General features: G+C 63.8%; 21 protein-coding genes. 16 read left to right on the forward strand and 5 right to left on the reverse strand.

Going from position 1 to position 22,476, the window contains the following annotated elements; translation table 11 throughout:
- Position 1 precedes the first annotated feature (1 nt).
- Positions 2-2,305 (forward strand): xanthine dehydrogenase family protein molybdopterin-binding subunit, encoded by a 2,304-nt coding sequence (locus ACO2Q4_RS19660; RefSeq protein ID WP_423321336.1) that lies wholly within the window; start codon positions 2-4, stop codon positions 2,303-2,305.
- 45 nt (positions 2,306-2,350) lie between these two features.
- On the opposite strand, the gene ACO2Q4_RS19665 is transcribed toward ACO2Q4_RS19660, so the two are convergent.
- Positions 2,351-3,268: a LysR family transcriptional regulator gene (locus ACO2Q4_RS19665; RefSeq protein ID WP_395135856.1), complete on the reverse strand. Its 918-nt coding sequence runs from the start codon at positions 3,266-3,268 to the stop codon at positions 2,351-2,353.
- 134 nt (positions 3,269-3,402) lie between these two features.
- Here ACO2Q4_RS19665 and ACO2Q4_RS19670 point away from each other — a divergent pair, with 134 nt between their 5' ends.
- From ACO2Q4_RS19670 to ACO2Q4_RS19705, 8 genes are all read left to right on the forward strand, one after another.
- Complete coding sequence (locus ACO2Q4_RS19670) at positions 3,403-4,845, forward strand: nucleobase:cation symporter-2 family protein (RefSeq protein ID WP_311761633.1); 1,443 nt, start codon at positions 3,403-3,405, stop codon at positions 4,843-4,845.
- Between the two features lie 254 nt (positions 4,846-5,099).
- Entirely contained in the window at positions 5,100-6,134 is a 1,035-nt protein-coding gene (locus ACO2Q4_RS19675; RefSeq protein WP_423321339.1) for a LacI family DNA-binding transcriptional regulator, read from the forward strand.
- Positions 6,135-6,190: 56 nt separating this feature from the next.
- Complete coding sequence (locus tag ACO2Q4_RS19680) at positions 6,191-7,258, forward strand: ABC transporter substrate-binding protein (RefSeq protein ID WP_423321341.1); 1,068 nt, start codon at positions 6,191-6,193, stop codon at positions 7,256-7,258.
- A 27-nt stretch (positions 7,259-7,285) separates the two neighbouring features.
- Positions 7,286-8,788, forward strand: coding sequence for a sugar ABC transporter ATP-binding protein (locus ACO2Q4_RS19685; protein WP_423321343.1), 1,503 nt, complete (start codon positions 7,286-7,288; stop codon positions 8,786-8,788).
- Complete coding sequence (locus ACO2Q4_RS19690) at positions 8,781-9,761, forward strand: ABC transporter permease (protein WP_423321345.1); 981 nt, start codon at positions 8,781-8,783, stop codon at positions 9,759-9,761. The genes ACO2Q4_RS19685 and ACO2Q4_RS19690 overlap by 8 nt, the downstream gene beginning before the upstream one ends.
- Positions 9,730-10,704 (forward strand): ABC transporter permease, encoded by a 975-nt coding sequence (locus ACO2Q4_RS19695; protein ID WP_423321346.1) that lies wholly within the window; start codon positions 9,730-9,732, stop codon positions 10,702-10,704. The genes ACO2Q4_RS19690 and ACO2Q4_RS19695 overlap by 32 nt, the downstream gene beginning before the upstream one ends.
- A 61-nt stretch (positions 10,705-10,765) precedes the next feature.
- Positions 10,766-11,647, forward strand: coding sequence for a 2-hydroxyacid dehydrogenase (locus ACO2Q4_RS19700; protein WP_423321348.1), 882 nt, complete (start codon positions 10,766-10,768; stop codon positions 11,645-11,647).
- Between the two features lie 81 nt (positions 11,648-11,728).
- The gene (locus ACO2Q4_RS19705; protein ID WP_423321351.1) at positions 11,729-12,637 is read left to right on the forward strand and encodes an SMP-30/gluconolactonase/LRE family protein; all 909 of its coding nucleotides are present in this window, start codon (positions 11,729-11,731) and stop codon (positions 12,635-12,637) included.
- 55 nt (positions 12,638-12,692) lie between these two features.
- Here the strand turns inward: ACO2Q4_RS19705 and ACO2Q4_RS19710 are convergent, their stop codons facing one another.
- Positions 12,693-13,649, reverse strand: coding sequence for an aldo/keto reductase (locus ACO2Q4_RS19710; protein ID WP_423321352.1), 957 nt, complete (start codon positions 13,647-13,649; stop codon positions 12,693-12,695).
- Between the two features lie 314 nt (positions 13,650-13,963).
- Between ACO2Q4_RS19710 and ACO2Q4_RS19715 the strand changes: the two genes are divergently transcribed.
- The 6 genes from ACO2Q4_RS19715 (at position 13,964) to ACO2Q4_RS19740 (ending at position 19,469) form a co-directional block, all read left to right on the forward strand.
- Positions 13,964-15,247, forward strand: coding sequence for a sulfite oxidase (locus tag ACO2Q4_RS19715; RefSeq protein ID WP_423321354.1), 1,284 nt, complete (start codon positions 13,964-13,966; stop codon positions 15,245-15,247).
- 16 nt (positions 15,248-15,263) lie between these two features.
- Entirely contained in the window at positions 15,264-15,677 is a 414-nt protein-coding gene (locus ACO2Q4_RS19720) for a cytochrome C-552 (RefSeq protein WP_423321356.1), read from the forward strand.
- Positions 15,678-15,828: 151 nt separating this feature from the next.
- Positions 15,829-16,299, forward strand: a complete 471-nt coding sequence (locus ACO2Q4_RS19725; RefSeq protein WP_423321358.1) for a MarR family winged helix-turn-helix transcriptional regulator — start codon at positions 15,829-15,831, stop codon at positions 16,297-16,299.
- A gap of 7 nt (positions 16,300-16,306) precedes the next feature.
- Entirely contained in the window at positions 16,307-18,394 is a 2,088-nt protein-coding gene (locus ACO2Q4_RS19730) for an FUSC family protein (protein WP_423321360.1), read from the forward strand.
- A complete protein-coding gene (locus ACO2Q4_RS19735; protein ID WP_311761620.1) occupies positions 18,391-18,600 on the forward strand; it encodes a DUF1656 domain-containing protein in 210 nt (69 codons plus the stop codon). The genes ACO2Q4_RS19730 and ACO2Q4_RS19735 overlap by 4 nt, the downstream gene beginning before the upstream one ends.
- Positions 18,597-19,469: an efflux RND transporter periplasmic adaptor subunit gene (locus tag ACO2Q4_RS19740; protein ID WP_423321362.1), complete on the forward strand. Its 873-nt coding sequence runs from the start codon at positions 18,597-18,599 to the stop codon at positions 19,467-19,469. Before ACO2Q4_RS19735 ends, ACO2Q4_RS19740 begins: the two co-directional genes overlap by 4 nt.
- A gap of 28 nt (positions 19,470-19,497) precedes the next feature.
- Here ACO2Q4_RS19740 and ACO2Q4_RS19745 read toward each other — a convergent pair whose 3' ends face one another.
- Positions 19,498-19,854, reverse strand: coding sequence for a cupin domain-containing protein (locus tag ACO2Q4_RS19745; protein WP_311761618.1), 357 nt, complete (start codon positions 19,852-19,854; stop codon positions 19,498-19,500).
- Between the two features lie 22 nt (positions 19,855-19,876).
- A complete protein-coding gene (locus ACO2Q4_RS19750) occupies positions 19,877-20,281 on the reverse strand; it encodes a globin (RefSeq protein WP_423321364.1) in 405 nt (134 codons plus the stop codon).
- A gap of 219 nt (positions 20,282-20,500) precedes the next feature.
- Here ACO2Q4_RS19750 and ACO2Q4_RS19755 point away from each other — a divergent pair, with 219 nt between their 5' ends.
- On the forward strand, positions 20,501-21,691 hold the full coding sequence (locus ACO2Q4_RS19755; RefSeq protein WP_423321366.1) for a M24 family metallopeptidase: 1,191 nt from the start codon (positions 20,501-20,503) through the stop codon (positions 21,689-21,691).
- Between the two features lie 36 nt (positions 21,692-21,727).
- On the opposite strand, the gene ACO2Q4_RS19760 is transcribed toward ACO2Q4_RS19755, so the two are convergent.
- The gene (locus ACO2Q4_RS19760) at positions 21,728-22,459 is read right to left on the reverse strand and encodes a sulfotransferase (RefSeq protein ID WP_423321368.1); all 732 of its coding nucleotides are present in this window, start codon (positions 22,457-22,459) and stop codon (positions 21,728-21,730) included.
- Positions 22,460-22,476 lie beyond the last annotated feature (17 nt).

Consider the following 22,476-nt stretch of genomic DNA (forward strand, 5'->3'; position numbering starts at 1 on the left):
GATGACCAAGCAGGATTTCCGCATCGTCGGCAAAAGCGTCAAGCGCGCCGACGTGATCGAAAAGGTCACGGGCAAGGGCAAGTATACGGGCGACTACCACTGGCCGGGTCTTTTGCACGGCAAGATCAAGCGCTCCGAGATCGGCCACGCGCGCATCAAGCATATCGACGTGTCGAAGGCGCTGGCCTATCCCGGCGTCAAGGCGGTTCTGACCCACCATGACGTGCCAAAAGTGCTGCATTACGGATCGCCGCACCCGCGCTCGGCCTCTTGCACCAAGGACCAGTATATCCTTGAGGACAAGGTCCGCTTCTGGGGCGAAGGCGTCGCTGCCGTTGCTGCCATCAGCGAGGAGATCGCCGACGAGGCGCTGGACCTGATCGAGGTTGAATACGAGCCGCTGCCCGGTGTTTACGACGTGGACAGCGCCCAGCTGCCCGGCGCACCACAGATCCACGAGGTCGGCCCGGGCGGCAACCTAGTCATCCCACCCGTCCATGTCGAACGTGGCGATGTCGATGCCGGCTTTGCCAAGGCCGACCTGATCCTGGAAGGCGAGTTCGAGGGCGGCCGGCCGGTCCCGACCTATATGGAGCCGAATATCTGCGTCGCGGACTGGGACGGGTCGAACAAGCTGACCTTCTGGACCTCGACCCAGACCTCTTTCATGGTGCGCGGTGCGCTGGCCGAGGTGCTGGGCTTGCCTCTGAACAAGGTCCGCGTTCTGGTGGATCACATGGGCGGGGGATTCGGGGCCAAGCAGGACCTGTTCCAGCACGAATTCCTGTGCGCGCTGCTGGCCAAGAAATGCCGCCGCGCGGTCAAGATGGAATTTACCCGGCGCGAGACCTTCATCGCTGGCCGTTCGCGCCACCCCTTCAAGCTGAAGCTGAAACAGGGGTTCCGCAAGGACGGCACGTTGGTCGCCCGCGACATGCAGATCATCTATGAATCCGGGGCCTATGGCTCGCACAGTCCCGGTGTCACCACAGTCGGCACCTTCTCGGCCACCTCGCTTTTCCGGGTCGAGAACGTGCGGGTGAACGGGCGCGCGGTCTATACCAACACGCCCATTGCAGGGGCATATCGCGGCTATGGCGTGGTCCAGACCTATTTCGCGCTGGATATCCAAATGGACGAGGCGGCCGAAAAACTTGGCATCGACCCCGCCGAGATGCGCCTGCGGAACGCGGTACGCGAGGGCGACATCGCGCCGTCGGGCCATCCGATCATTGGCCGCGGGCTGGAAGCCTGCATCAGCCACGGCATCAAGGCCTTCGACTGGGCGGCCACGCGCGACAATCCTGATCGCAGCGACCCGCTGCACCCCGCCATCCGCAAGGGTTGGGGGGTCGGCTGCGAAATGCACGGATCGTCAGCCTATCCCGGCATCAAGGAACAGGGCAATGCGACCGTCAAGATGAACGAGGATGGCAGCGTGACCCTGCTGACCGGCGCCGCCGGCCTAGGCACCGGGGCGCATACCGCGCTGGCGCAGATCGTGGCCGAGGAACTGGGCGTGACCTTTGAATCGGTCTCGGTCGTGCATGGGGACACCGATGTCGTACCCTGGGATATCGGTGCCTTCGCCAGTCATACGACCTATCTCGTCGGCTCGGCCGCGCGGATCGCGGCGGCCAAGGTGCGGGCGAGGGTTCTGGCCCGCGCTGCCGAGAAATTGCAGGAACAGGTCGAGCATCTTCAGATGGTCGACGGCATCATCACTGTCGACGGCAAGCCCGGTCAGTCGCTGACCGTGTTCGAGGCGATGGGCCCCTCTCGGGGGATTCCGGCGGAGCACCTGATTGACACCGGCAGCTACAATCCCACCAAGTCCTATTCCTTCGCGGCCCATTTCGTCGAGGTCGCGGTGGATACCGAAACCGGCATCATCGAATGCCGCAAGGTGATGCCCGTGCATGATGTGGGGCGCGTGATCCACCCCATTGCCGCCCAAGGTCAGATCGAAGGCGGCATCCAGCAGGGGATCGGCCATACCCTGACCGAGGATTACATCATCGACCGCTCCAACGGCAGGTCGTTGAATGCGGGGTTGGTGGATTACAAGATGCCGCTTTCCATGGACATGCCGGATATCCAGACCATCATCCTTGAGGCGGCGCCGGATCCGGGCGGTCCCTGGGGCGCCAAGGGGGTGGGCGAGGATCCGATCATCGCCATCGGTCCGGCCATTGCCAACGCGGTTTACGACGCGATCGGCGTGCGGTTCCACCACTATCCGATCACGCCCGAGGATGTCTTGAACGGCCTGCGCAGCAAGGCTGCCGAAGACAAGACCTGTTGACGCCAACGGGCCGGCGGTCGTGCCGTCGGCCCAATGTTCTTGCCCCTAGGCTGATAAGCCGCGCGGTGAGGTCTGGATTGCGCGCTGCACGAATTCGCGAAACAGCCGGCAGGCGGGCGCGAGTGAATTGTCGCTGCGCTGGATCAACGAGATCTTGCGCGCGATCACCGGCTCGGACGGCATGATCGTCACCAGCCCGACGCTGTGGGCCAAAGGCTTGACGGTCGAGGTCATGACGGCCACGCCCAGTCCCGCCTCGACCATGCCGATGATCGTCAGGGGCAGCGCGACCTGAAGCGAGCGATGCAGCTTCAACTCCATTCCGATCCGCGCCATTTCGGCCTCAAGCCTTTCGCGGATCGGATTGCCGCGCTGGGGCCCGATCAGCGTTTCCTCGGCCAGATCCTGCCAGCGCAAGGCGCTGCGCTGTGCCAGCGGATGTTCGGGGCGCATCACAACCAGAAATGCGTCGGTCAGCAGTTCGGTCCCCACAACCTCGCTGTCGCGCTCGGAAACCGTGCCCAGCCCCAGATCCGCGGCCCCGGACTTGACCATCTCGATGACCACCCGCTCGGGGACGTCATGCATGGAGACGTCGATATTGGGATAGCGCAGATGGAACCCCTTGATCAGACGCGGCAAGGTCAGCGCCGCCTGTAGCGTGCCCGAGGCGATGGTCACGCGCCCGCGGCTGAAATCGTTCAGCTCGCGAGCGTTCTCGACCAACCGGTCCAGATCTCCGACCGCCTGGCGGGCGACGGCCAGGGCCTCGGTCCCGGCCTGCGTCAACCGCAAAAGCCGGGTGTGGCGGTCAAACAGCCGCAACCCAAGATTGGTCTCAAGCTGGCCGATCAGCGTGCTGACGGCGGATTGCGACAGACCCAACCGTTCTGCCGCGCGGGTGAATTGTCCGGTTTCGGCCACCGCGACAAAGGCCCTGAACTGTTTGAGTGTCGGTTCCATACTTAACATTCATAAGGATACTAGATTAATAAAGTAAATTGTGCCGATTGATAAATGAATTTCCTTCCCGCCAGAATGATCCCTGCATGAGGAGGACATGCAGGATTTTCACGTTGTCGGGGAGGGGAAGAGACATGAGCGGGACCCTGGAAGCAAAGGCCGTGGTCTGGGAGGACGAAAGAAGAAAAGCAGGGGATGCAGGCAAGGTCTCGGCGGCCGCGGCGGTCCCCGATCCCATCGAGGAAATGATGCCGGTTCCCAAGCTGTTCGCGCTGGGTCTGCAGCATGTGATGGTGATGTATGCCGGTGCGGTCGCGGTGCCGCTGCTGATCGGCCATTCGCTGAACCTGACCAAGGACCAGGTCGCGCTTCTGGTCAGTGCGGACCTGTTCTGCTGCGGTATCGTGACCCTGATCCAGTGCCTTGGGATATGGAAATTCGGGGCGCGCCTGCCGGTCATGATGGGCATCAGCTTCACCGCCGTGCCGATCATCATAGGGATCGGCAGCAATCCCGATCTGGGGATGCCCGGCGTCTTTGGTGCCGCGATCGGTTCGGGTGTCTTCACCGTCATCGCAGCCTGGTTCTTTGGCAAATGGGCGCGGTTCTTCCCTTCGGTCGTCACGGGCACGGTGATGCTGGTGATCGGCGTGTCGCTGATGCGGGTGGGGATCAACTGGGCGGCCGGGGGCAACCCCACGATCCGCACGGCCGAGGGCGTGGTCCCGAACCCGGCCTATGGCGATCCCTTTGCGCTGTCGGTCGCCGCGCTGGTGCTGCTGACGATCCTGCTGGTGACGCGCTTCTGCCGGGGATTCTATGCCAACCTCGCCGTGCTGTTCGGCATCACGCTGGGCTTCATTGTCGCCATCGCGGCGGGGCGGGTCGATTTTCAGGGCGTCGGGGATGCGCATTGGGTCAGCATCGTGACACCCTTCGCCTTCGGTGCCCCGGTGTTCAACCTGTCGGGCACCATCGCGCTGAGCCTGGTGATGATCGTGATGATGATCGAGGCGACGGGGCAGTTCCTGGCAATCGGTGACATGGCCGGACAGAAGATCTCGGAAGAGCGCCTGGCCCGCGGCCTGCGGACGGATGGGATCGGCAATATCATCGGCGGCATCTTCAACACCTTCACCTATACCACCTATGCCCAGAACGTCGGGCTGCTTCAGATCACCGGGGTTCTCAGCCGCTTCGTCGTGGCGGCCGGCGCGGTGATCCTGATCCTGCTGGGCTGCCTGCCCAAGGTTGCCTTCATCTCGGCCTCGATCCCCAGCTATGTCATCGGTGGGGCGGCGCTGGTGATGTTCGGGATGGTTTCGGCAACCGGGGTCAAGATTCTGGCGCGGGTCGATTTCGTGCAGAACCGGCGAAACATCTATATCGTCGCGGTCAGCCTGGCGCTGTCCATGATTCCCCTGATCGCGCCGACCATGTTCGACCGGACTCCGAAATTCATCCAGGAAATCTTCCATAGCGGTATCCTGGTCGGCACGTTCTCGGCCCTGCTGCTGAACCTTCTCTTCAACGGCATCCCCCAGCGGGAAACCGAGATCGCCGACCGCGTTCACTGAGTTATTGGAAATGCTGCAAATGGCCGGGCATTGCTCCGGCCATTTGTCATTGCCCGCTCATGTCAATACGCAGGCGCTTCGCCCCATCAGTTAATCGATTGACAGGTCCACCATGCCAAGTTAATCGATAAACGAAATCGCTGGTGCTTTGGGAGGAGCCTCGCCGATATCGCAGGGAAACGACAACCCGGTCAGTTGTTTGACCGGCGTCTTTCTGGCCGCGATGACGGTTGGCGCCACTCGGGAGGGAGTGGATGGCGTCTGGTCGTAAGAAGAACTCTGTAGCCCTGGTCGACGTCGCGCGCGAAGCGGGCGTGTCGACTGCCACGGTCAGTCTTGCCCTGCAGGAAGGCAGCCGGATTTCGGCGGAAACCAGAGAACGCGTCCGCAAGGCGGTCGAGAAGACGGGCTATCGCTATAACCGCTTCGCGGCCAAGCTGCGCACCGGGCAGTCGCGTACCATCGGCTTGCTGATCACCGACATCTCAAACCCCTATTTTGCAGCCTTGGCCTCGGGGGTGGAAACCGTTCTGGACGCGCATGGCTACATGACGTTCCTGGTCAACTCCGGGGACCAAAGCGCGCGTCAGTCCCGGCAGCTGAGCACCCTGATGGAGCACGGGGTGGATGGACTTCTGCTCAGCCCGGCCGAGGGCACGGATGTCCACAGCGTCTCCGAGCTGATCCAGAGCGGGCGGCCCGTCGTCCAGGTTTCGCGCTGGGTTGCGAACCTGCCCTGCGACATCGTTGCGCCCGACAACACCGCCATGGCCAAGGAACTGACCCGCCATCTGCTGATGCTGGGCCATCGCCGAATCGGGTTCCTGGGCGGGACCGAGGGCAGGTCGGCCCGGATCGAGCGACTGGCAGGCTATAGTCAGGCGCTGGCCGCGGCGGGTATTCCGCTTGATCCCGCGCTGACCCCGACAGGGGCTCCGACCAGGGACAATGGCGCCCTGCTGCTGCGCGAGGTCATGGCGATCGACAACCCGCCGACCGCGGTGATCTGCTATCACGACCTGATGGCGCTGGGTGCACTTCGCGCGGCGCGGGATCTGGGTCTGAAGGTCGGATCCGACTTCGCCATCGTCGGCTTCGACGACATAACCGAGGCCGCGCTGTCCATTCCATCTCTGACGACCGTCCATATCGACGCGGAAAGCATCGGGAGGGCTGCGGCGACGCAGCTGCTTGCCCGTCTGGACGGCGACGCAGCAGAGCCGCGCCACCTGACGATCCCCGCGCATCTGGTGGTGCGGGAATCCTGCGGAGGGGCGCGGCGCCAATAACGGAACCGGCAACGAAACGGGATCCGTCCAACAGGGACCTTTGAGGGAGGAACCAAATGCCTGAACTGAGACACTTGAAGGGTGCGGCCCTGGCAGGGGCGGCCTTGCTGATGGGGATGTCGTCGATCGCTTCTGCCGGCAACGACACCTCGGGCAAGAAGATCGCCTTCTCCAACTCCTTCGCCGGAAACTCCTTCCGGCAGGTGATGGTGAAAAGCTGGGAATCGGGCACCGAGGCCGCAAAAGCTGCCGGGGTGATCGGCGATGCGGCGGTGATCGGCGCCAACAACAACGCGACCGAACAGGCCGCGCAGATGCAGAACCTGATCCTTGAAGGCTATGACGCGATCGTCATCAATGCGGCCTCGCCCACGGCGCTGAACGGTGTCGTCAAGCAGGCCTGCGACGCGGGTATCGTGGTCGTCGCCTTCGACGGTGTCGTGACCGAGCCTTGTGCCTATGTCGTCAACTATGACTGGAAGCGGGTCGGCAGCTCTCAGGTCGACTATCTCTCGAAGCGCCTTGGCGGCAAGGGCACGCTTCTGGAGGTCCGGGGCATCGCCGGAAACTCGGTCGACGACGACATCAGCAACGGCGTCCACGAAGCGCTGACCGCATTCCCCGACACGAAGATCGCGGGCAGCGTGCATGGCGACTTCACCCAGACCGTGGCACAGCGCGAAGTTGCCGGCATCCTGCCAAGCCTGCCCAAGATCGATGCGGTCGTCACCCAGGGCGGCGACGGATATGGCACCGCCCAGGCTTTTGCGGCCGCGAACCGCGATGAGCCGATCATCATCATGGGCAACCGCGAGGATGAGCTGAGCTGGTGGAAGGAACAGCACGACAAGAACGGTTACGAGACGATGTCGATCTCGGCAACGCCGGGCGTGTCCATGGTTGCGTTCTGGGTCGCCCAGCAGATCCTGGCGGGCAAGGAAGTGCCGAAATTCGTCGGCGTGCCCTTCCTGCGCATCGATCAACCTGACCTGGATGCCTGGCTTTCCGTCACGGAAAAGGGCGGCGTCACCAACCCGACCTATACGCAGGAATGGGTATCCCAGCTGATCGAGGCGAACGCCAAGCACGCGGACCTGCCGGCGATCCCGGCCCCGACGAAGTAAGCTCAGGTGACTGCAAAGGCAAAAGACATGGTCGCGGCGCAGGCCGCGACCCGTGACGCCGCGGTGATCGTCTCTGGGGTTTCACGGTCGTTCGGTTCGGTCCGCGCACTTTCCGACGCCACACTGACGGTCGGAAAGGGCGAGAAACTTGGCCTCGTCGGCCATAATGGCGCGGGCAAGTCGACCCTGATGAATGTCCTGTCCGGCGTGCTCCGGCCGGATGCCGGCACCATCAGGGTCGGAACCGAAGTCTATTCTCAGGTGACGCCGGCGCAGCTGCATCGGCTGGGCATTCGCTGCGTCTTTCAGGAACTGTCGCTATGCCCGAACCTGACCGCGGTCGAGAACACGCTGGTCCGGCAGGGGAAGCTGGGGCGCTGGGGCTGGCGCAAGCGGGCACGCGCCCTGATCGCCGCCTCGCTGGACCGGATATTCCCGGGCCACGGCATCGATATCGGCCGCCCCGTGGGAGAGCTGGACATCGCCCAGCGGCAGATGGTCGAAATCGCCGAGGCCTTCGCCGGTCGACCCTCGGATATCCGGCTGGTCATCCTAGACGAGCCGACAAGTTCGCTGGATGCCAGGGTCGCGGACCAGTTGATGGCCTTTCTGGACATCGCGTCCAAGGACGGGATCGCCACCATCCTGATCAGCCACCGCCTGAACGAGATCCTGTCCTTTACCGAAAGGGTGGTGGTCATGGTCGATGGCCGGATCGTCGGGGATGTCGCCACGGCCGACCTGACGCGACCGGCCCTTGTCGGGATGATGGGCCATCTGGAGGCCGCAGGTCCGGAAAGCACCGTCGCTGCCCGGGCCGAAACCTCGGCCGAAATCGTCCTTCGCGTCGAGGGGGGCGAGGACTCTTTGAGACTGGTGCTGAGAAAGGGCGAGGTTGTCGGGCTTGCCGGGCTGGACGGGCACGGACAGCGCCACACGCTGCAACAGATCTTCGACGCGGCGGCGCGCGGGCAGGCGGGTCTTGCGAAAGGTTCGGCGGCCTATGTCGCCGGCGACCGCCAGACCGAGGGCGTGTTCCCCGTCTGGTCGGTCAGCGAGAATGCGACGGTGCGCGCGCTTCGCGACGTGTCCAGATATGGTGTCATCGATCTTGCGCGCGAACGCGAGATCGCCGCCCGATGGTTCCGGCGCATCGGCGTGCGCACGGCGGGACTGGATGCAAGGATCGGAACGCTGTCGGGCGGAAACCAGCAGAAGATCCTGTTCGCGCGGGCGTTGGCCAGCAGCGCCCCGTTGATCCTGCTGGACGATCCCATGCGCGGCGTCGATGTCGGCACCAAGTCCGAGGTCTATGCCCTGATCCGGGCCGAGGCGCAGGCGGGCCGGTCCTTTGTCTGGTATTCCACCGAAACCGAAGAGCTGGGCAATTGCGACCGGGTCTATGTCTTCCGCGAGGGCCGGATCGTCGCCGTCCTCGAGGCGGATGAGGTGAACGAGGAAAGCATCCTGCGCGCCTCGTTCGCAGACCGGCCGGAACCTCGGATCGCATTGGAGGCCGCCTATGTTTGAGGCGCTTGGACAACGCCCCGCTGATCTGCTGCGTTCGCTGCTGCCGGTCATCGGGCTGGTCGCGGTGATGTTGGGGATCTACAGCTATCGCCCTAACGCGGCCAGCTATATCGGCTTCAACCTGCTGCTGACCTATGCGATCCCGGTCGCGCTGGCGGCATTCGCGCAGATGTTCATCATCGCGGCAGGGGATATCGACCTGTCGATCGGCAACTTCGTCAGCCTGGTCACCTGCATCGTCGCGGTTGTCCTGCCCGCGTCCCCGGTGCTGGGCGGGGCGATCCTGCTGCTGCTGGTCCTGGCGTATGCCGCAATGGGGATGCTGATCCATGCCCGGCGGCTGCCCTCGATCGTGGTCACGCTTGGGTTCTCTTTCATCTGGCTAGGCATCGCGGTCCTGATCCTGCCGCGTCCGGGTGGGCTCGCCCCCGATTGGTTGGCTGCGCTGGTCCGCATCCGCACCCCGCTGGCTCCGCTGCCGGTCTGGGCGCTGTTCGTGCTTAGCCTGCTGGGGCATCTCCTGCTGCAACGCTGGTCCTTTGGCATCGTGCTGCGCGGAGTCGGGGGAAACCCCAAGGCGGTGGCGCGAGCGGGCTGGTCCGTGCTGCGGGCCAAGGCCGTGCTTTACGGGCTGGCGGGGTTCTTCGGCGTGCTTTCGGGCCTGGTCCTGACCGGGATCGCGACCTCGGGCGATGCCAACCTGGCCCCCAACTATACGCTGCTCAGCGTCGCGGCGGTCATCCTGGGCGGCGGCGAATTTGTCGGCGGCAAGGTCTCGCCCGTCGGGACGGTGCTGGGGGCGATGACGCTGGTGCTGATGAATTCGCTGCTGACCTTCATGAACGTCAACTCCGACTGGCAACTTGCGGCGCAAGGCCTGATCCTGATCGCCGTGCTGGCGGCCCGGACCGCAATCTCGAAACTCGAAACCCGGAGCGCACATGGCCATGCCAAGCTCAGCATTGGGCGATAGCCTGAGCCGCAGGCCCTGGGCCTGGTCCTTCATCGGTGCGGCCGTGGTCTGGCTGCTGACGCTTGGACTTTCGAACGGGGCCGGGGCGGTGCAGTCACTGCAGGCGGCACTGTTCTTCGCGATGTTCTATGCCATCGTGGGCCTTGGCCAGATGTTCGTGATCACCTCGGGGCCGGGCAATATCGACCTTTCGGTGCCAAGCGTCATGACGCTGGCCGGGCTGGTCGGCATGGCGGTCATGGCCCAGAACAATGCCGCGATCCTGCCCGGCCTTGGCGGAGCCCTCGCCATCGGGCTTGTCATCGGCGCCGTCAATTTCGGCCTGATCGCGCTGCTTCGCATCCCGCCGATCGTGGCCACCCTGGCGATGAGCTTTATCGTCCAGTCCGTCGCCATTGCCGCGGGCGGCGCGGCGACGTTGAAACCGCCGGCACTGCTGAACCAGATCGCCGTCGTGCGCTTTCTGGGGGTGCCGGTGCTGCCCTTCCTGATGATCGCGGTTGCGGGGCTGATGGTGATGGTCCTGCGTCGCACTCTGTTCGGACGAGCCGTTCTGGCGGTCGGACAAAGCGAGCGCGCGGCGTGGCTTGCCGGCTTGAACGCGGGGCGCACGCGCTTTTACGTCTATGTCCTGTCGGGCGGATTGGCGGCGCTTGCAGGCGTCCTGCTGGCTGCCTTCTCAGGCGGGGCGTCGCTGGATATCGGCAGCCAGTATCAATTGGCCTCGATTGCGGTCGTGGTCGTGGGCGGCACCAGCGTGCTTGGCGGGCGTGCCTATCCGCAGGGCGTCTGGGGCGCGTCGCTTTTCCTTTATGCATTGGTGAACCTGCTGAACCTGGCGGTCGTGAAGTTCGGGCTTGGTTCGGCCGGACCCGGAATCCGCCTTATCCTGACCGGAGTCATGATCGTCGCCATCGTGGCGATTGCCCGTGACGCTGACTGATACATCGGAGCCTGAATTGAAACCTGAAGTCGTTCTGGTCGGCCCGCTCATGGAGAGCGTCATGGCCGAACTTGACAGATCATACCTTGCGCGCCGTCTGTATGGCGCCGAAGCCGACGGTACCTTTGAACGGGCCCGCATCCGCGCGGTCGTGACCGATGGCGCGCTTGGTGCCGGGCGGACCCTGCTTGAGCAATATCCCAATGCCGAGATGGTCGGCGTCTTCGGTGTCGGCACGGATGCGATCGATCTTGGCTATGCGCGCGAGCGCGGAATTGCGGTCTCGAACACGCCCGATGTCCTGACCGATGATGTCGCCGATCTTGCGCTGCTTCTGATGCTGTCGGTGGCGCGTCGCCAGATTACCGCGGACCGCTTTGTGCGGGACGGCAACTGGGGCAGGGCGGGGCTGCCGCTTGCCAGCCGCTTCAGCGGCAAGAAGGTCGGGATTCTGGGCCTTGGCCGCGTGGGCCGGGCGGTTGCAGAGCGCTGCGAGGCGTTCGGTTGCCGGATCGGCCATGTCACGCCCTCGGCCCGCGACGGGTCCTATCTGCGCTATCCAAGCCTGATCGAGATGGCGCGGGACGTCGACTTCCTTGTCGTCACCGCTGCGGGCGGGGCCGGGACGGGCGGGATGGTCGATGCGGGCGTGCTTGAGGCGCTGGGACCGGAGGGGGCGCTGATCAACGTCTCGCGTGGCAGCATCGTGGAGGAGTCCGCGCTGGTTTCGGCGCTCAGCTCGGGGCGGCTGGGGGCGGCGGGGCTGGATGTCTTCGCCGACGAGCCGACCGTCCCGGCAGAGTTGCTGTGCATGGAAAACGTGGTGCTGAGCCCGCATCGGGCAAGCGCCACGGTCGAGACGCGGCAGGCGATGGGGCGGCTGCTTCTGGACAACCTCGCCGCCCATTTCTCGGGCCGGGCGTTGCTGACCCCGGTGGCCTGAAGCTGGCGGGGCGCCCTTCGAAGAAATCGGCCGCATCCAATGGGTGTAGCCACGATAAGAACTTTCGCGACGGACAGGAATATGAGCGACTTTCAGATCATCGACCAGCGCTTCGGCAAATACGTGATGGGCAATGCCCCGGTCGAACGCCTCGCCACCGGATTTCGCTGGGTCGAGGGGCCGGTCTGGTTCGGAGACGCCGGGCATCTGCTGTTCAGCGACATCCCGAATGACCGCATCATGCGCTGGTCCGACAGTAGCGGGCTCAGCGTGTATCGCCAGCCTGCCGGGTTCACCAACGGCCACACGCGCGACCGCGAAGGGCGTCTTGTCAGTTGCGAGCACGGCAACCGGCGGATCAGCCGCACCGAGCTGGATGGTCGCGTCGTGACGCTGGTCGACCGTTTTCAAGGCAAGCGTCTCAATTCGCCCAACGACGTGGTTGTCAGGTCCGACGGCACGATCTGGTTCACCGATCCGCCCTATGGGATCATGACCGATTACGAAGGGGACAAGGCTGATAGCGAGACCGGGCAGGATGTCGTCTACAGGTTCGATCCGCGGGATGGCTCGATCGAGGTGATTTGCGATGCGGCGGTCAAGCCGAACGGGCTGGCCTTTTCCCCCGATGAGCGGACCTTCTATCTGGCCGATACCGGTGGCACGCACCAGCCGGGCCTGCCGGGGCGCATCTGGGCCTTCGACGTCGCAGCGGATGGCCGCGGTCTGTCGCATCCGCGCAGCTTCGCCACCATTGCACAGGGTTTCGCGGACGGATTCCGCTGCGATGTCGAGGGCAATGTCTGGACCAGTGCCGGCACGGGCGTGGAGTGCTACCTGCCGGACGGGACGCTGATCGGGCGCATCGAGATCGGCGAGACCGTGGCCAACATCACCTTTGGCGGGCCAAAGAAGAACCGGCTGTTCATCTGCGCCTCGACGTCGCTTTACGCGATCTATCTGAACGCCCGCGGCGCGCAGCACCCTTGACCCGGCGCGGACAGGGCGATTGCCAGACCCGGCAATCGTCCTGTGCCTTGCCGGACTAGGCGCGGGTTTCGTCCAGCGTGGCGATGTCCTCGGGCGTCAGCTGCAGCGCAGCTGCCCGTGCGAAATTCGCCACCTGATCGGGGTTGGTCGCGCTTGCGATGGGGGCGGTCACGCCGGGCGCGGCCATCAGCCACGCCAGTGCGACCTCGGCGCAGGTTGCCCCGTGGCGATCCGCGACGCGGTCCAGCGCGGCCAGCACCTTTTCGCCGCGCGGCGTCATGTACTTCTGGACCGCACCGCCGCGCTTCGATTTGCCCAGATCCTCGGTGCCGCGATACTTGCCCGACAGGAAGCCCGAGGCGAGGCTGAAATAGGTCACGACGCCCAGCCCCTCGGCACGGCACAGGTCCTGTAACGGCCCCTCGAACCGCGCGCGGTCATACAGGTTATATTCCGGTTGCAGCACCTGATAGGCGGGCAGGTTCCCGGTCCGCGCCATCTCCAGCGATTGCGAAAGCTGGTCGGCATCGACGTTCGACACGCCGATCGCCTTGACCTTTCCCGCCTGTATCAGCTTCTGGAACGCGCCCAAAGTCTCGGCATAGGGGGTGCCCAAAGGATCGGGCCAATGGGCGAAATACAGGTCGATGGACTCGACCCCCAGCCGTGACAGCGACTTCTCGACCGCGTTCAGGATATAAGCTTCGGTCAACCCGCCTTCATGCGGACCGCCGGTGACGGAACCCACCTTGGTAAAGATCTTGACCCGGTCGCGCATTCCGGGCCGCGCCTTCAGCCAATTGCCGATGACCGTTTCGGATTCACCACCCTTGTTGCCGGGCGCCCATGCGGAATAGCAGTCGGCCGTGTCGATCGTGTCGAAGCCATGATCGACAAAGGCGTCCAGCACCTTGAAGCTGGTCTGTTCATCGATGGTCCAACCGAAGACGTTGCCGCCAAAGACCAGCGGGGCCACCTGAAGGCCGGTCTTCCCGAGGGGGCGTTTCTGCATGATGTGCTCCTGCTTTTGGATCGGGCCAGCGCCGCGTGGGCGAGCATCGTGCGGCATGGGATGCCAGTTTCGGGTTGCGGGCAAGGGGGGATGACAGGGGCGCCGAGAATGCGCGGGGTCACCGTTTTTGTGCCATTGCTCTAATTTAGTGAGACAAAAAGTATCAAAAAACATTTTGACTCGTGAAGTCCGGGTGGGGCAGCATCCCCGAAGCCGGTGCGAAGGGAAGAGGCCGCCGGCTTCCATCGTTACGGGGCGCGCGCAGCCCGCGCCCGCTTGCCAGGTGCAGCCCGAAATCCAGGGGAGGAGAAGCCATGCCTGATCAATCCGCAAACGGCGAGTTGCCGCAGAAGGATCCGAGCGTCGACGCATCGCGCCGAGGCCTGCTGAAAGCCGCCGGGGCGACCGCGCTGGGAACCGTTCTTGGGATGGTTGTCCCGTTCGGGCGCAATCCCGGTGCGGGTCTTGTTCCCGCCGCGCTGGCGCAGGATACCGGTCTTGACCTGATGGCCGGAAAGCAGGGGCTGGTGGTGCTGGGCGACCGTCCGCTTAATGCGGAAACCCCGGCGCATCTGCTTGACGACGACGTCACCCCCTATGAACGCCTGTTCATCCGCATGAACGGCCTCGTTCCCCAGACTGCGCTGGATCAGAACGCCGAGGGGTGGACCTTGACCATCGATGGCGAGGTCGAGACTCCGCTGGAGTTGACCATCGACGAGCTGAAATCCGGTTTCGAGAATGTCACGCGGCGGCTGGTAATCGAATGCGGTGGCAATGGGCGCGCATTCTTCCAACCCGGAACATCGGGCAACCAATGGACCGTCGGTGCGGTCGGTTGCCCCGAATGGACCGGTGTGCGGCTGGCCGACGTGCTGAAGAAAGCGGGAGTCAAGGAAAGCGCGGTCTATACCGGGCATTACGGCAATGACGTGCATCTGAGCGGTGATGAGGAAAAGGTCGTCATCTCGCGCGGGGTGCCGATCGCGAAGGCGCTGGAAGAGGATGCGATCATTGCCTGGGCGATGAACGGGCAGCCGCTGTCGGCGCTGCATGGATTTCCCTTGCGGTTGATCGTGCCCGGCTATCCGGCCTCGGCCTCGCAGAAGTATCTCAACCGCATCTGGATCCGCGACAAGGAACATGATGGCGCGAAAATGACCGGAGATTCATATCGCATTCCGGCATATCCCGTCGCGCCCGGTACCGAGGTGCCGGAAAAGGACATGGTGATCCTGACCGACATGCCGGTGAAATCCATCGTCACCTTCCCCGAGACCGGGGCCGAGGTGAAGGCGGGCGCGCCGACCGAGGTCCGGGGTCATGCATGGTGCGGCAAGGGCGACGTGGCAGCGGTGCAGATCTCGTTGGATTTGGGCCAGACCTGGCAAGAGGCGCAACTGGAACCCGCGCCGAACCGCTTCTCCTGGCAACGGTGGCGGGCCAGTGTGACATTGCCCCAAAGTGGATATCACGAGGTCTGGGCGCGGGCGATCGACCAGGACGGCATCGGCCAGCCGCCTTTGGCGCCTGTCTGGAATCCGCGCGGATATGCCAACAATATCCAGCACCGCATCGCGCTGGTCGCGGTGGGCTAGTCAGATGGTTCACGCGATGTCCAATATCTTGACGAAAGTCGCCCTGCCGCTGGCGGCACTGGTGCTGGGTGCCGGATTGGCGGCGGCCGGAACGCAGCTTGACCCGATGGGCGCTCTGGCCGGGCGGCCCGCCGGGTCCGACCCGCTTGATCCGATGACGGCGATGCGCGCCAAGGCAGAGGCGTCGGATGCCAGCGCCGGAAATGACGAATTTGGCGGTCTGCCCGATGGGGCGGGGGCCGAGGAAACCTATTACCAATGCGTCGCCTGCCACTCGACCGAGATCATCAAGCAGCAGCGCGTCAGCGATCATCGCTGGGACGAATTGTGGACATGGATGGTCGAGGCGCAGGGCATGGCAGAGCCTGATGCCGGGACGAAGCAGACGATCCTGACCTATCTCAAGCAGAACTTCTCATCGCAACGATAGGGTGCGATCCGGTCCCGGATCGGGGCCGGGTGCATCCCCGCTATGACATGGCCGATTTCACGGAAACGTGTCTTCATCCTTGCGGTTTGGCGATTTAGATGCTGTTCCATCTATTTCAAGACAATCATTCCGTATGTCATCGAATCCATCCTTGTCGTCGCAGGATCCTGCCGCGCGGCTTGCGCAAAAGCTGATCGCCATGGCCCAGATCTGGCGGCGCGAGATTGCGCGTGCGCTGACGGAACTGGGGATGTCGGATGCCGTTGCCCTGCCGCTGATCCACCTGCGGCGGGACGGTGACGGCGTGACCCAGCGCTGCCTGGCGGCGCGAGTGGGTGTCGACAACAGCTCGCTTGTCAGGGTGCTGGACGCGCTGGAGCAATCCGGCGACATCCAGCGCGTTGCCGATCCGACCGACCGCCGCGCAAACCTGATCGACCTGACCGAACAGGGACACTGCACCGCTGACAGGATAGAGGATATCCTGTCCCGGATCCGGCAGCATTACCTTGACGGTGTCGATCCGCTGGACCTTGCGGCAATGGATCGCGCGCTCAGCACGATGTTGGCCAATCACGACAGCCAGCAGCCTTCGACTGCCGCGCCGCCCCCTCAAGACTGAACGGAAGATGACCAAAACTGCCCCTGCTGCGCCCGGACCTTCGGGACCGCCGGTCGAGAACGTGATCTTCTCGATCAAGATGTTCTGCGCGGCGATGATCGCTTATTGGATCGCGTTGCGCTTCAACCTTGACCGGCCCTATTGGGCGGTGGGCACGGTGTTCCTGGTCTCTCATCCGCTATCGGGGGCAAGCACCTCGAAGGGAGTCTACCGCGTCATCGGGACGGTGGTCGGCGGGCTTGTCAGCCTGGCGGCCGTGCCGATGATGATCCAGTCGCCCGAGATGCTGACCATCTTCGTGGCGCTGTGGTGCGGCTTTTGCCTGTTCATCAGCCTGTTGGACCGCACGCCGCGCAGCTATGCGTTCATGCTGTCGGGATATACCGTCGCGCTGACCGGCTTTTCGGTCGTGCATGACCCGATGCAGTCCTTCGGCTATGTCGTGTCCCGGGTCGAGGAAATCTGCATCGGTGTCATCTGCGCGGCGGTCATCAACCGCGTGCTGTTTCCGCGACATGTCGGGCCGATCCTGGAAAGCAGGGTGAACGGCTGGTTGGACAACACGGCGCAGCTTATCGCCAACAGCCTTGAAGGAAAGACCGACCCCGAGCTTCTGGCAAGCGAACGGCGGCGTCTGGCTGCGGACGCCGTCGACATGCGCCAGTTCACCACGCATATCGCCTATGACACGTCGCATCACCGTGACCTGATCCGATCATCTCGCGCGTTGCAGCAGCACATGGTCCTGCTTTTGCCGATGCTCTCGGCGCTTGAGGCGCAGCGTGCCGCACTGGTCGCAGCGGGAGGGGAAACACCGCGGCTTGACGCTTTGCTGGCTGATCTGACCCGCTGGGTGCGCCAGCCCGACAAGCCTGCGGACGCAGAAACCGTGCGCTTGCGGCAGGAGGCTGCGGATATCGAAAGCAGCCATGCCGACGCGGTCGGCTGGACTGACCTGATGACGCTGAACCTTGCGCGCCGCCTGGGCGAGTTGATCTCGCTTTGGGAAAACTGCTGGGTTCTGCGCAATGTCATTGCCGCGCGCCCGGAACCCGAAAGCAGGGTCGCCGCGGCGATCGCACGCGCTGGCCGTCCTCGGATCCTGCGCGATTATGGCATGGCGTTTCAGGCTGGACTTTGCACCACGCTGACCGTGCTGGTCGCCAACACGATCTGGATCGCCTCGGGCTGGGAAAACGCGGTCTATGGCGCGCAACTGGCCGGGGTGATGACCTCGATCCTGGCCTTCATGGACGATCCCGTCCCGGCGCTGCGGCAGATGGCCCAATGGATCGTGGTGGCCATGGCCGCGGCCTTTGCCTTCGATTATCTGATCCTGCCGTTTGTCGACAGCTTCTGGGGCGTGATGGCGGCACTCGGCCTGTATTTCATCCCCTTCGGCGTGTTGATGGTCAATCCCAAGACCTTCGTGATCGGGCTGACGATGTGCGTGAACATGCCCTTCATGGCCGCGCTGCAATCGACGTTGAGTCCGCATCTGGTCACGACACTGGACAGCAATATCGCGACCATCCTGGCGATCCTGCTGGCGATCGTGATGACCGCGCTGATCCGCTCGATCGGGGCCGAGGCCAGCGCGCGCCGCCTGCTGCACATGGCGTGGCAACGGATCGCAAGGCATGCTTCTGGACAGACCAACGCCCTGCCAGAGCACCTGGCGCTGCAGTTGGTCGACATCCTTGGATTGCTGGCGCCGCGCATGGCCATGGCGATGGGGGCCGCGGATATCGCGTCGGCCGACCTCGTCCGGGACATGCGGGTAGTGATGAATGTCGCGCGCCTGAAGGAAGCCCGCCAGGCGCTTTCGGCCGATCAGTCCCGCCTTGTCGCGGATGTGCTTGAGGCGACGGCGCAATTCTATCGGCGCAGGCGCTGGGGGGCGATGCCCGAGCAGGTGATCCGCGCGGTCGACCGTGGCCTTGCCGAACCGGCCGGCTCCTATCCCGAAGCGGTCGCGCGCGATGTCCGCAGCGCCCTTGCAGGTATCCGCCTGGGTCTTGCCCCGCGCGACATGCCTTTGCCCGAAACCGTGCCGCTGCACCTTTCCCCACCCCAGACGGCGAAACTGGCATGATCCACGTCATCGATTTCAGCGGAGTCTATCTCCCCACGCTTCTGATCCTGGCCGTCCTGTCGGTCGTCCTGCTGCGCCTGGTCAGCCGGGGGCTGGTCACGCTTGGCTTCTATCGGCTGGTCTGGCATCGGCCGCTTTTCGACCTGGCCCTGTATATTTCACTGCTCGCGCTTTCCGACCTTGCACTCAGATGGGTGACCCAATGACCGCCGTGACTCGCAACTTTGGCAAACTGCTGCTGACCCTCGCCATGGTGGTTTGTGCCGCTGTTCTGGGCTGGAACCTGTGGAGCTATTACATGCTGGCGCCCTGGACGCGCGACGGGCATGTGCGGGCTGATATCGTGGGCGTCGCCCCCGACGTCTCGGGTCTTGTGACCGAGGTGTTGGTCAAGGACAACGATGTCGTGACCAAGGGCCAACCCCTGTTCCGCGTCGATCCCGCCCGCTATGGCATCGCCGTGGAAACGGCCGAGGCAGGACTGGCAGCCAGCCAGGCCGCAATGGATTTCGCCAAGGCAAATGCCGACCGGCGCGAACATCTGGCCAAAAGCAGCGTGGCCAGCGTCGAAACCCTGCAACAGGCCCGCGCGACCTATCTTGAGGCCGAGGCGGCTTTCCAGCAGGCCAAGGCGACCCTTGATCTTGCAAAGCTCAACCTCGATCGCTCGACCGTGACGGCATCGGTTTCGGGCAAGCTGACAAACTTCACCCTGCAACCGGGGGCATATGCTTCGGCGGGTGCGCGCGTGGCGTCGCTGATCGCTGCGGGCACGATCCGCGTCTCGGGCTATTTCGAAGAGACGAAGCTGACCCGCATCCACGTCGGCGACCACGCACGGGTCACGCTGATGAAGGGGGGCGAGGTTCTGACCGGGACCGTGCTGAACATCGCCGGTGGCATCGCCGACCAGCAGCGGTCAGAGGCCGCCGGGCAATTGCCCAATGTCGCGCCCACCTTCACCTGGGTGCGGCTGGCGCAGCGTGTGCCGGTCGATATCGAGCTGGACGGCGACAAGGCCGATCACCTGATCGTCGGCAGCTCTGCCACGGTCGAAATCCTACCCGTCAAGTGATGCAGGGCGGGCGCTGCCCGCCCCTGCCTTATCTGACGCGGATGGCGAAAGCCTTGCGGACGGTCTCCTCGGTTTTCCAGATTCCGTCGAAACCGGCCTCGATGAAAAAGACGTCGCCCGCGACGAAGGTGCGCGGTTCCTGGTCGCGATCGGTCAGGGTGGCCTTGCCCTCGAACAGCTGGATGAATTCGTCGACGTCGTATTTGACGCGATAGCTGCCGGGGGTGGCCTCCCAATAGCCGGTCAGGAATTTACCGTCCTCGGTCTGGTGTTCAATCCAGGTTTTCATGGTCGGTGCGCCCTCGACCGGATGCCACCAATCCAGATCTTCTGTGATCGGCTGGACCGATGGGGCGGTATAGGGGCCGAATTTCCGGATTGCCATGCGCGTCTCCTGTTGCTGGGGCTTAGTCCATGTTGCGGGCGGTCTCGGCAGCCCTTGCGAAATATCCCATGACCAGGGTGGCCAGGTCGGGCGCGATCGCGCGGCGGGCAATCGCGGCCTCCATGCATTTCAGCCAAAGATCCCGCATCTCGGGTCCGATGGGGACATGGGCATGTATCTCTTTCAGGCGCGAATGCCGATGCTTCATGACATAATGCTGCGGCCCGCCAAAAAAGCCGCAAAGATAGTTGAACTGCTCATCCCTGGAATGCGCGACGCCAGCGCCGCGAAGGTGCAGCAAATGCAGCGGTCTGGCGTCGTCGTCCTGTTCGACGATGTCGTAGAATTCCCTGACCAGAGCACGCACGCCATCTTCGCCCCCAAGTCGGGCAAAGATCGTGTTCTCGCGCTGTGCGGCAAGATACATCGCCGTTCCTTTCGCAGGTCACGAGGAAGATAGCATGGGCAGATATATTCCCCAAAGGCAATTTGCATTCTTGATGGGAATAATCGATGTGGCCCGTAATCCAGGTCGTCGCGGCCATAGCGGCCGATAACCTGCTGACTTGCCTGCACCGTCATGAAATATGGCTGCGAAAAGGATCGCGCGGCCTGCGATTCCCCCATGATGACAAGGATCCCAGCGATGATCGGAACCTCGGACGCCACGACCCAGCTTGCCGCGATCACCGCGCGGTCCCGGCAGGCCCTTCCGATTGGCCGGGCTGAGCGTCTGGATCGGATCGAACGGGCGCGACAGTTGATGGCCGGGCAGGGGGCGGATGCGCTGATTGTCGGTGCAGGGGCAAGCCTTGCCTATTTCACCGGGATACGCTGGTCGATGATCGAACGGATTGTGGCGATGGTGCTGATTAGGGATCGTCCGCCTGTCATCATCTGCCCCGCTTTCGAGGAAGGCTCGCTTTCCGCCGAGATTGCCGTCCCGGCCGAGGCGCGTTTCTGGCAGGAAGAAGACAGCCCCTATGCCCTTGTCGCGGGTTTGCTTGCGGAAGCCGGCGTAAGGACGATGGCGGTGGATCCCGCACTGCCCTTTGGCATGGCCGATGCCATCCAGCAGGCGGCGCCGGGCGTCAGGATCTCGTCTGCTGCGCCGGTCATCGACGGTTGCCGGATGCTGAAATCTCGTGCCGAGCTGGCCATCATCCGAGAGGCGATGTCCATGACGCTGGAGGTGCAGGAGCGCGCCTCGCGCATCTTGCGGCTGGGAATCCGTGCCAGCGAAGTGCGGCGTTTTGTCGAGTCCGCGCATCGCGCCATCGGGAGTGACGGGACCACCTTCTGCATCGTGCAGTTTGGTGCCTCGACCGCCTTTCCGCATGGGTTGCCGCAGGACGATGTCCTGGCCGAAGGCGATGTCGTCCTGGTCGATACGGGCTGCCTTCTGGAAGGTTATAACTCTGACCTGACGCGCAGCTATGTCTTCGGCGCGCCTGATCCGCTGCAGCGCCAGGTCTGGGATATCGAGCGCGAGGCACAGCTGGCCGTCTTTCAGGCCGCACGTCCCGGCGCGCCTTGCAGTGCCCTTGACGATGCTGCGCGGACTGTCCTGCAGGCCCATGGAATGGGACCCGATTATCGACTGCCCGGCCTGCCCCATCGGACCGGGCATGGCGTCGGCATGACCATCCACGAGGCTCCCTATCTTGTGCGCGGAAACGCGATGCCGCTGGCGCCGGGCATGTGCATGTCGAACGAGCCGATGATCGTCATCCCCGGCCGCTTCGGCATCCGGCTGGAGGACCACTTCCACATTACCGAAACCGGCGCCGCCTGGTTCACCGAACCCTCTCCAAGCCTTGATCGTCCCTTTGCCTGAAAAGCGCCTGGGGCGCGGATCATGGGTCAGGGCCGATCAGTGGTTGAGGCTGCGTGCCAGGATCGCGCGCACCGCCGGTTCGTCCATTGGTTCGCCCAGAAAGGCGTGAAGCGCGCGGATATGGCCGATGTCCGAAACCAGCCCTTCGTAATCGATGATATGGCAGCTGTCCGGATGATCCTTGGCATAGGCTTCGAACATCCGGTTGGCCAAGCCCAGGGTTGACAGGACGTGTTCGCGCGGATGGTCCCGCCACCAGCCCGACCGCGCCACCTCTTCCAGGTTCCGGCGCTGGAACAGGATGCGCGCCTTGGGGAAAAGCGTCCGCAGGATGTCCATATGGGTCGAAAAGAAATCCGGATCTTCGTGAAAGCGGATTTCTTTGAAGCCCGCGACCCGGCAGTGCTTGGGCGGGCGCAGCACCTGTTTCACGAAAAGATCCATGAGACCAAGGGCAAAGGCGTCCGGGTCGACGCGTTCGGCCCCGGCCCAGGGATCGAAGGGCTTGCCAAGGATCGGGCGCAGGTATGGCCGCCGTTCCTCTCGTGGCTTCGCCAGATCCTCGCGCCGCCAGCGATACATGTCGTCATTCGCAACGATGTCTATCGCGCGCCCGAGAAATTGGGTCAGGTTGCCGTTCTCGCCCCGAATGACAAAGCCCGGGATCGCGTTCAGCAGGTTTTGCGTCAGCGTCGATCCCGACCGGCCATAGGTGACGACGAAGACATAGCCGTCGGCAGGGGCGTGAAGGTGGCGAAAGTTATTCATCCGGTTCCGTCAATGGC

Origin of the sequence: Paracoccus sp. KR1-242 (genome assembly GCF_049446195.1) — a bacterium.
GTDB lineage: Bacteria > Pseudomonadota > Alphaproteobacteria > Rhodobacterales > Rhodobacteraceae > Paracoccus > Paracoccus broussonetiae.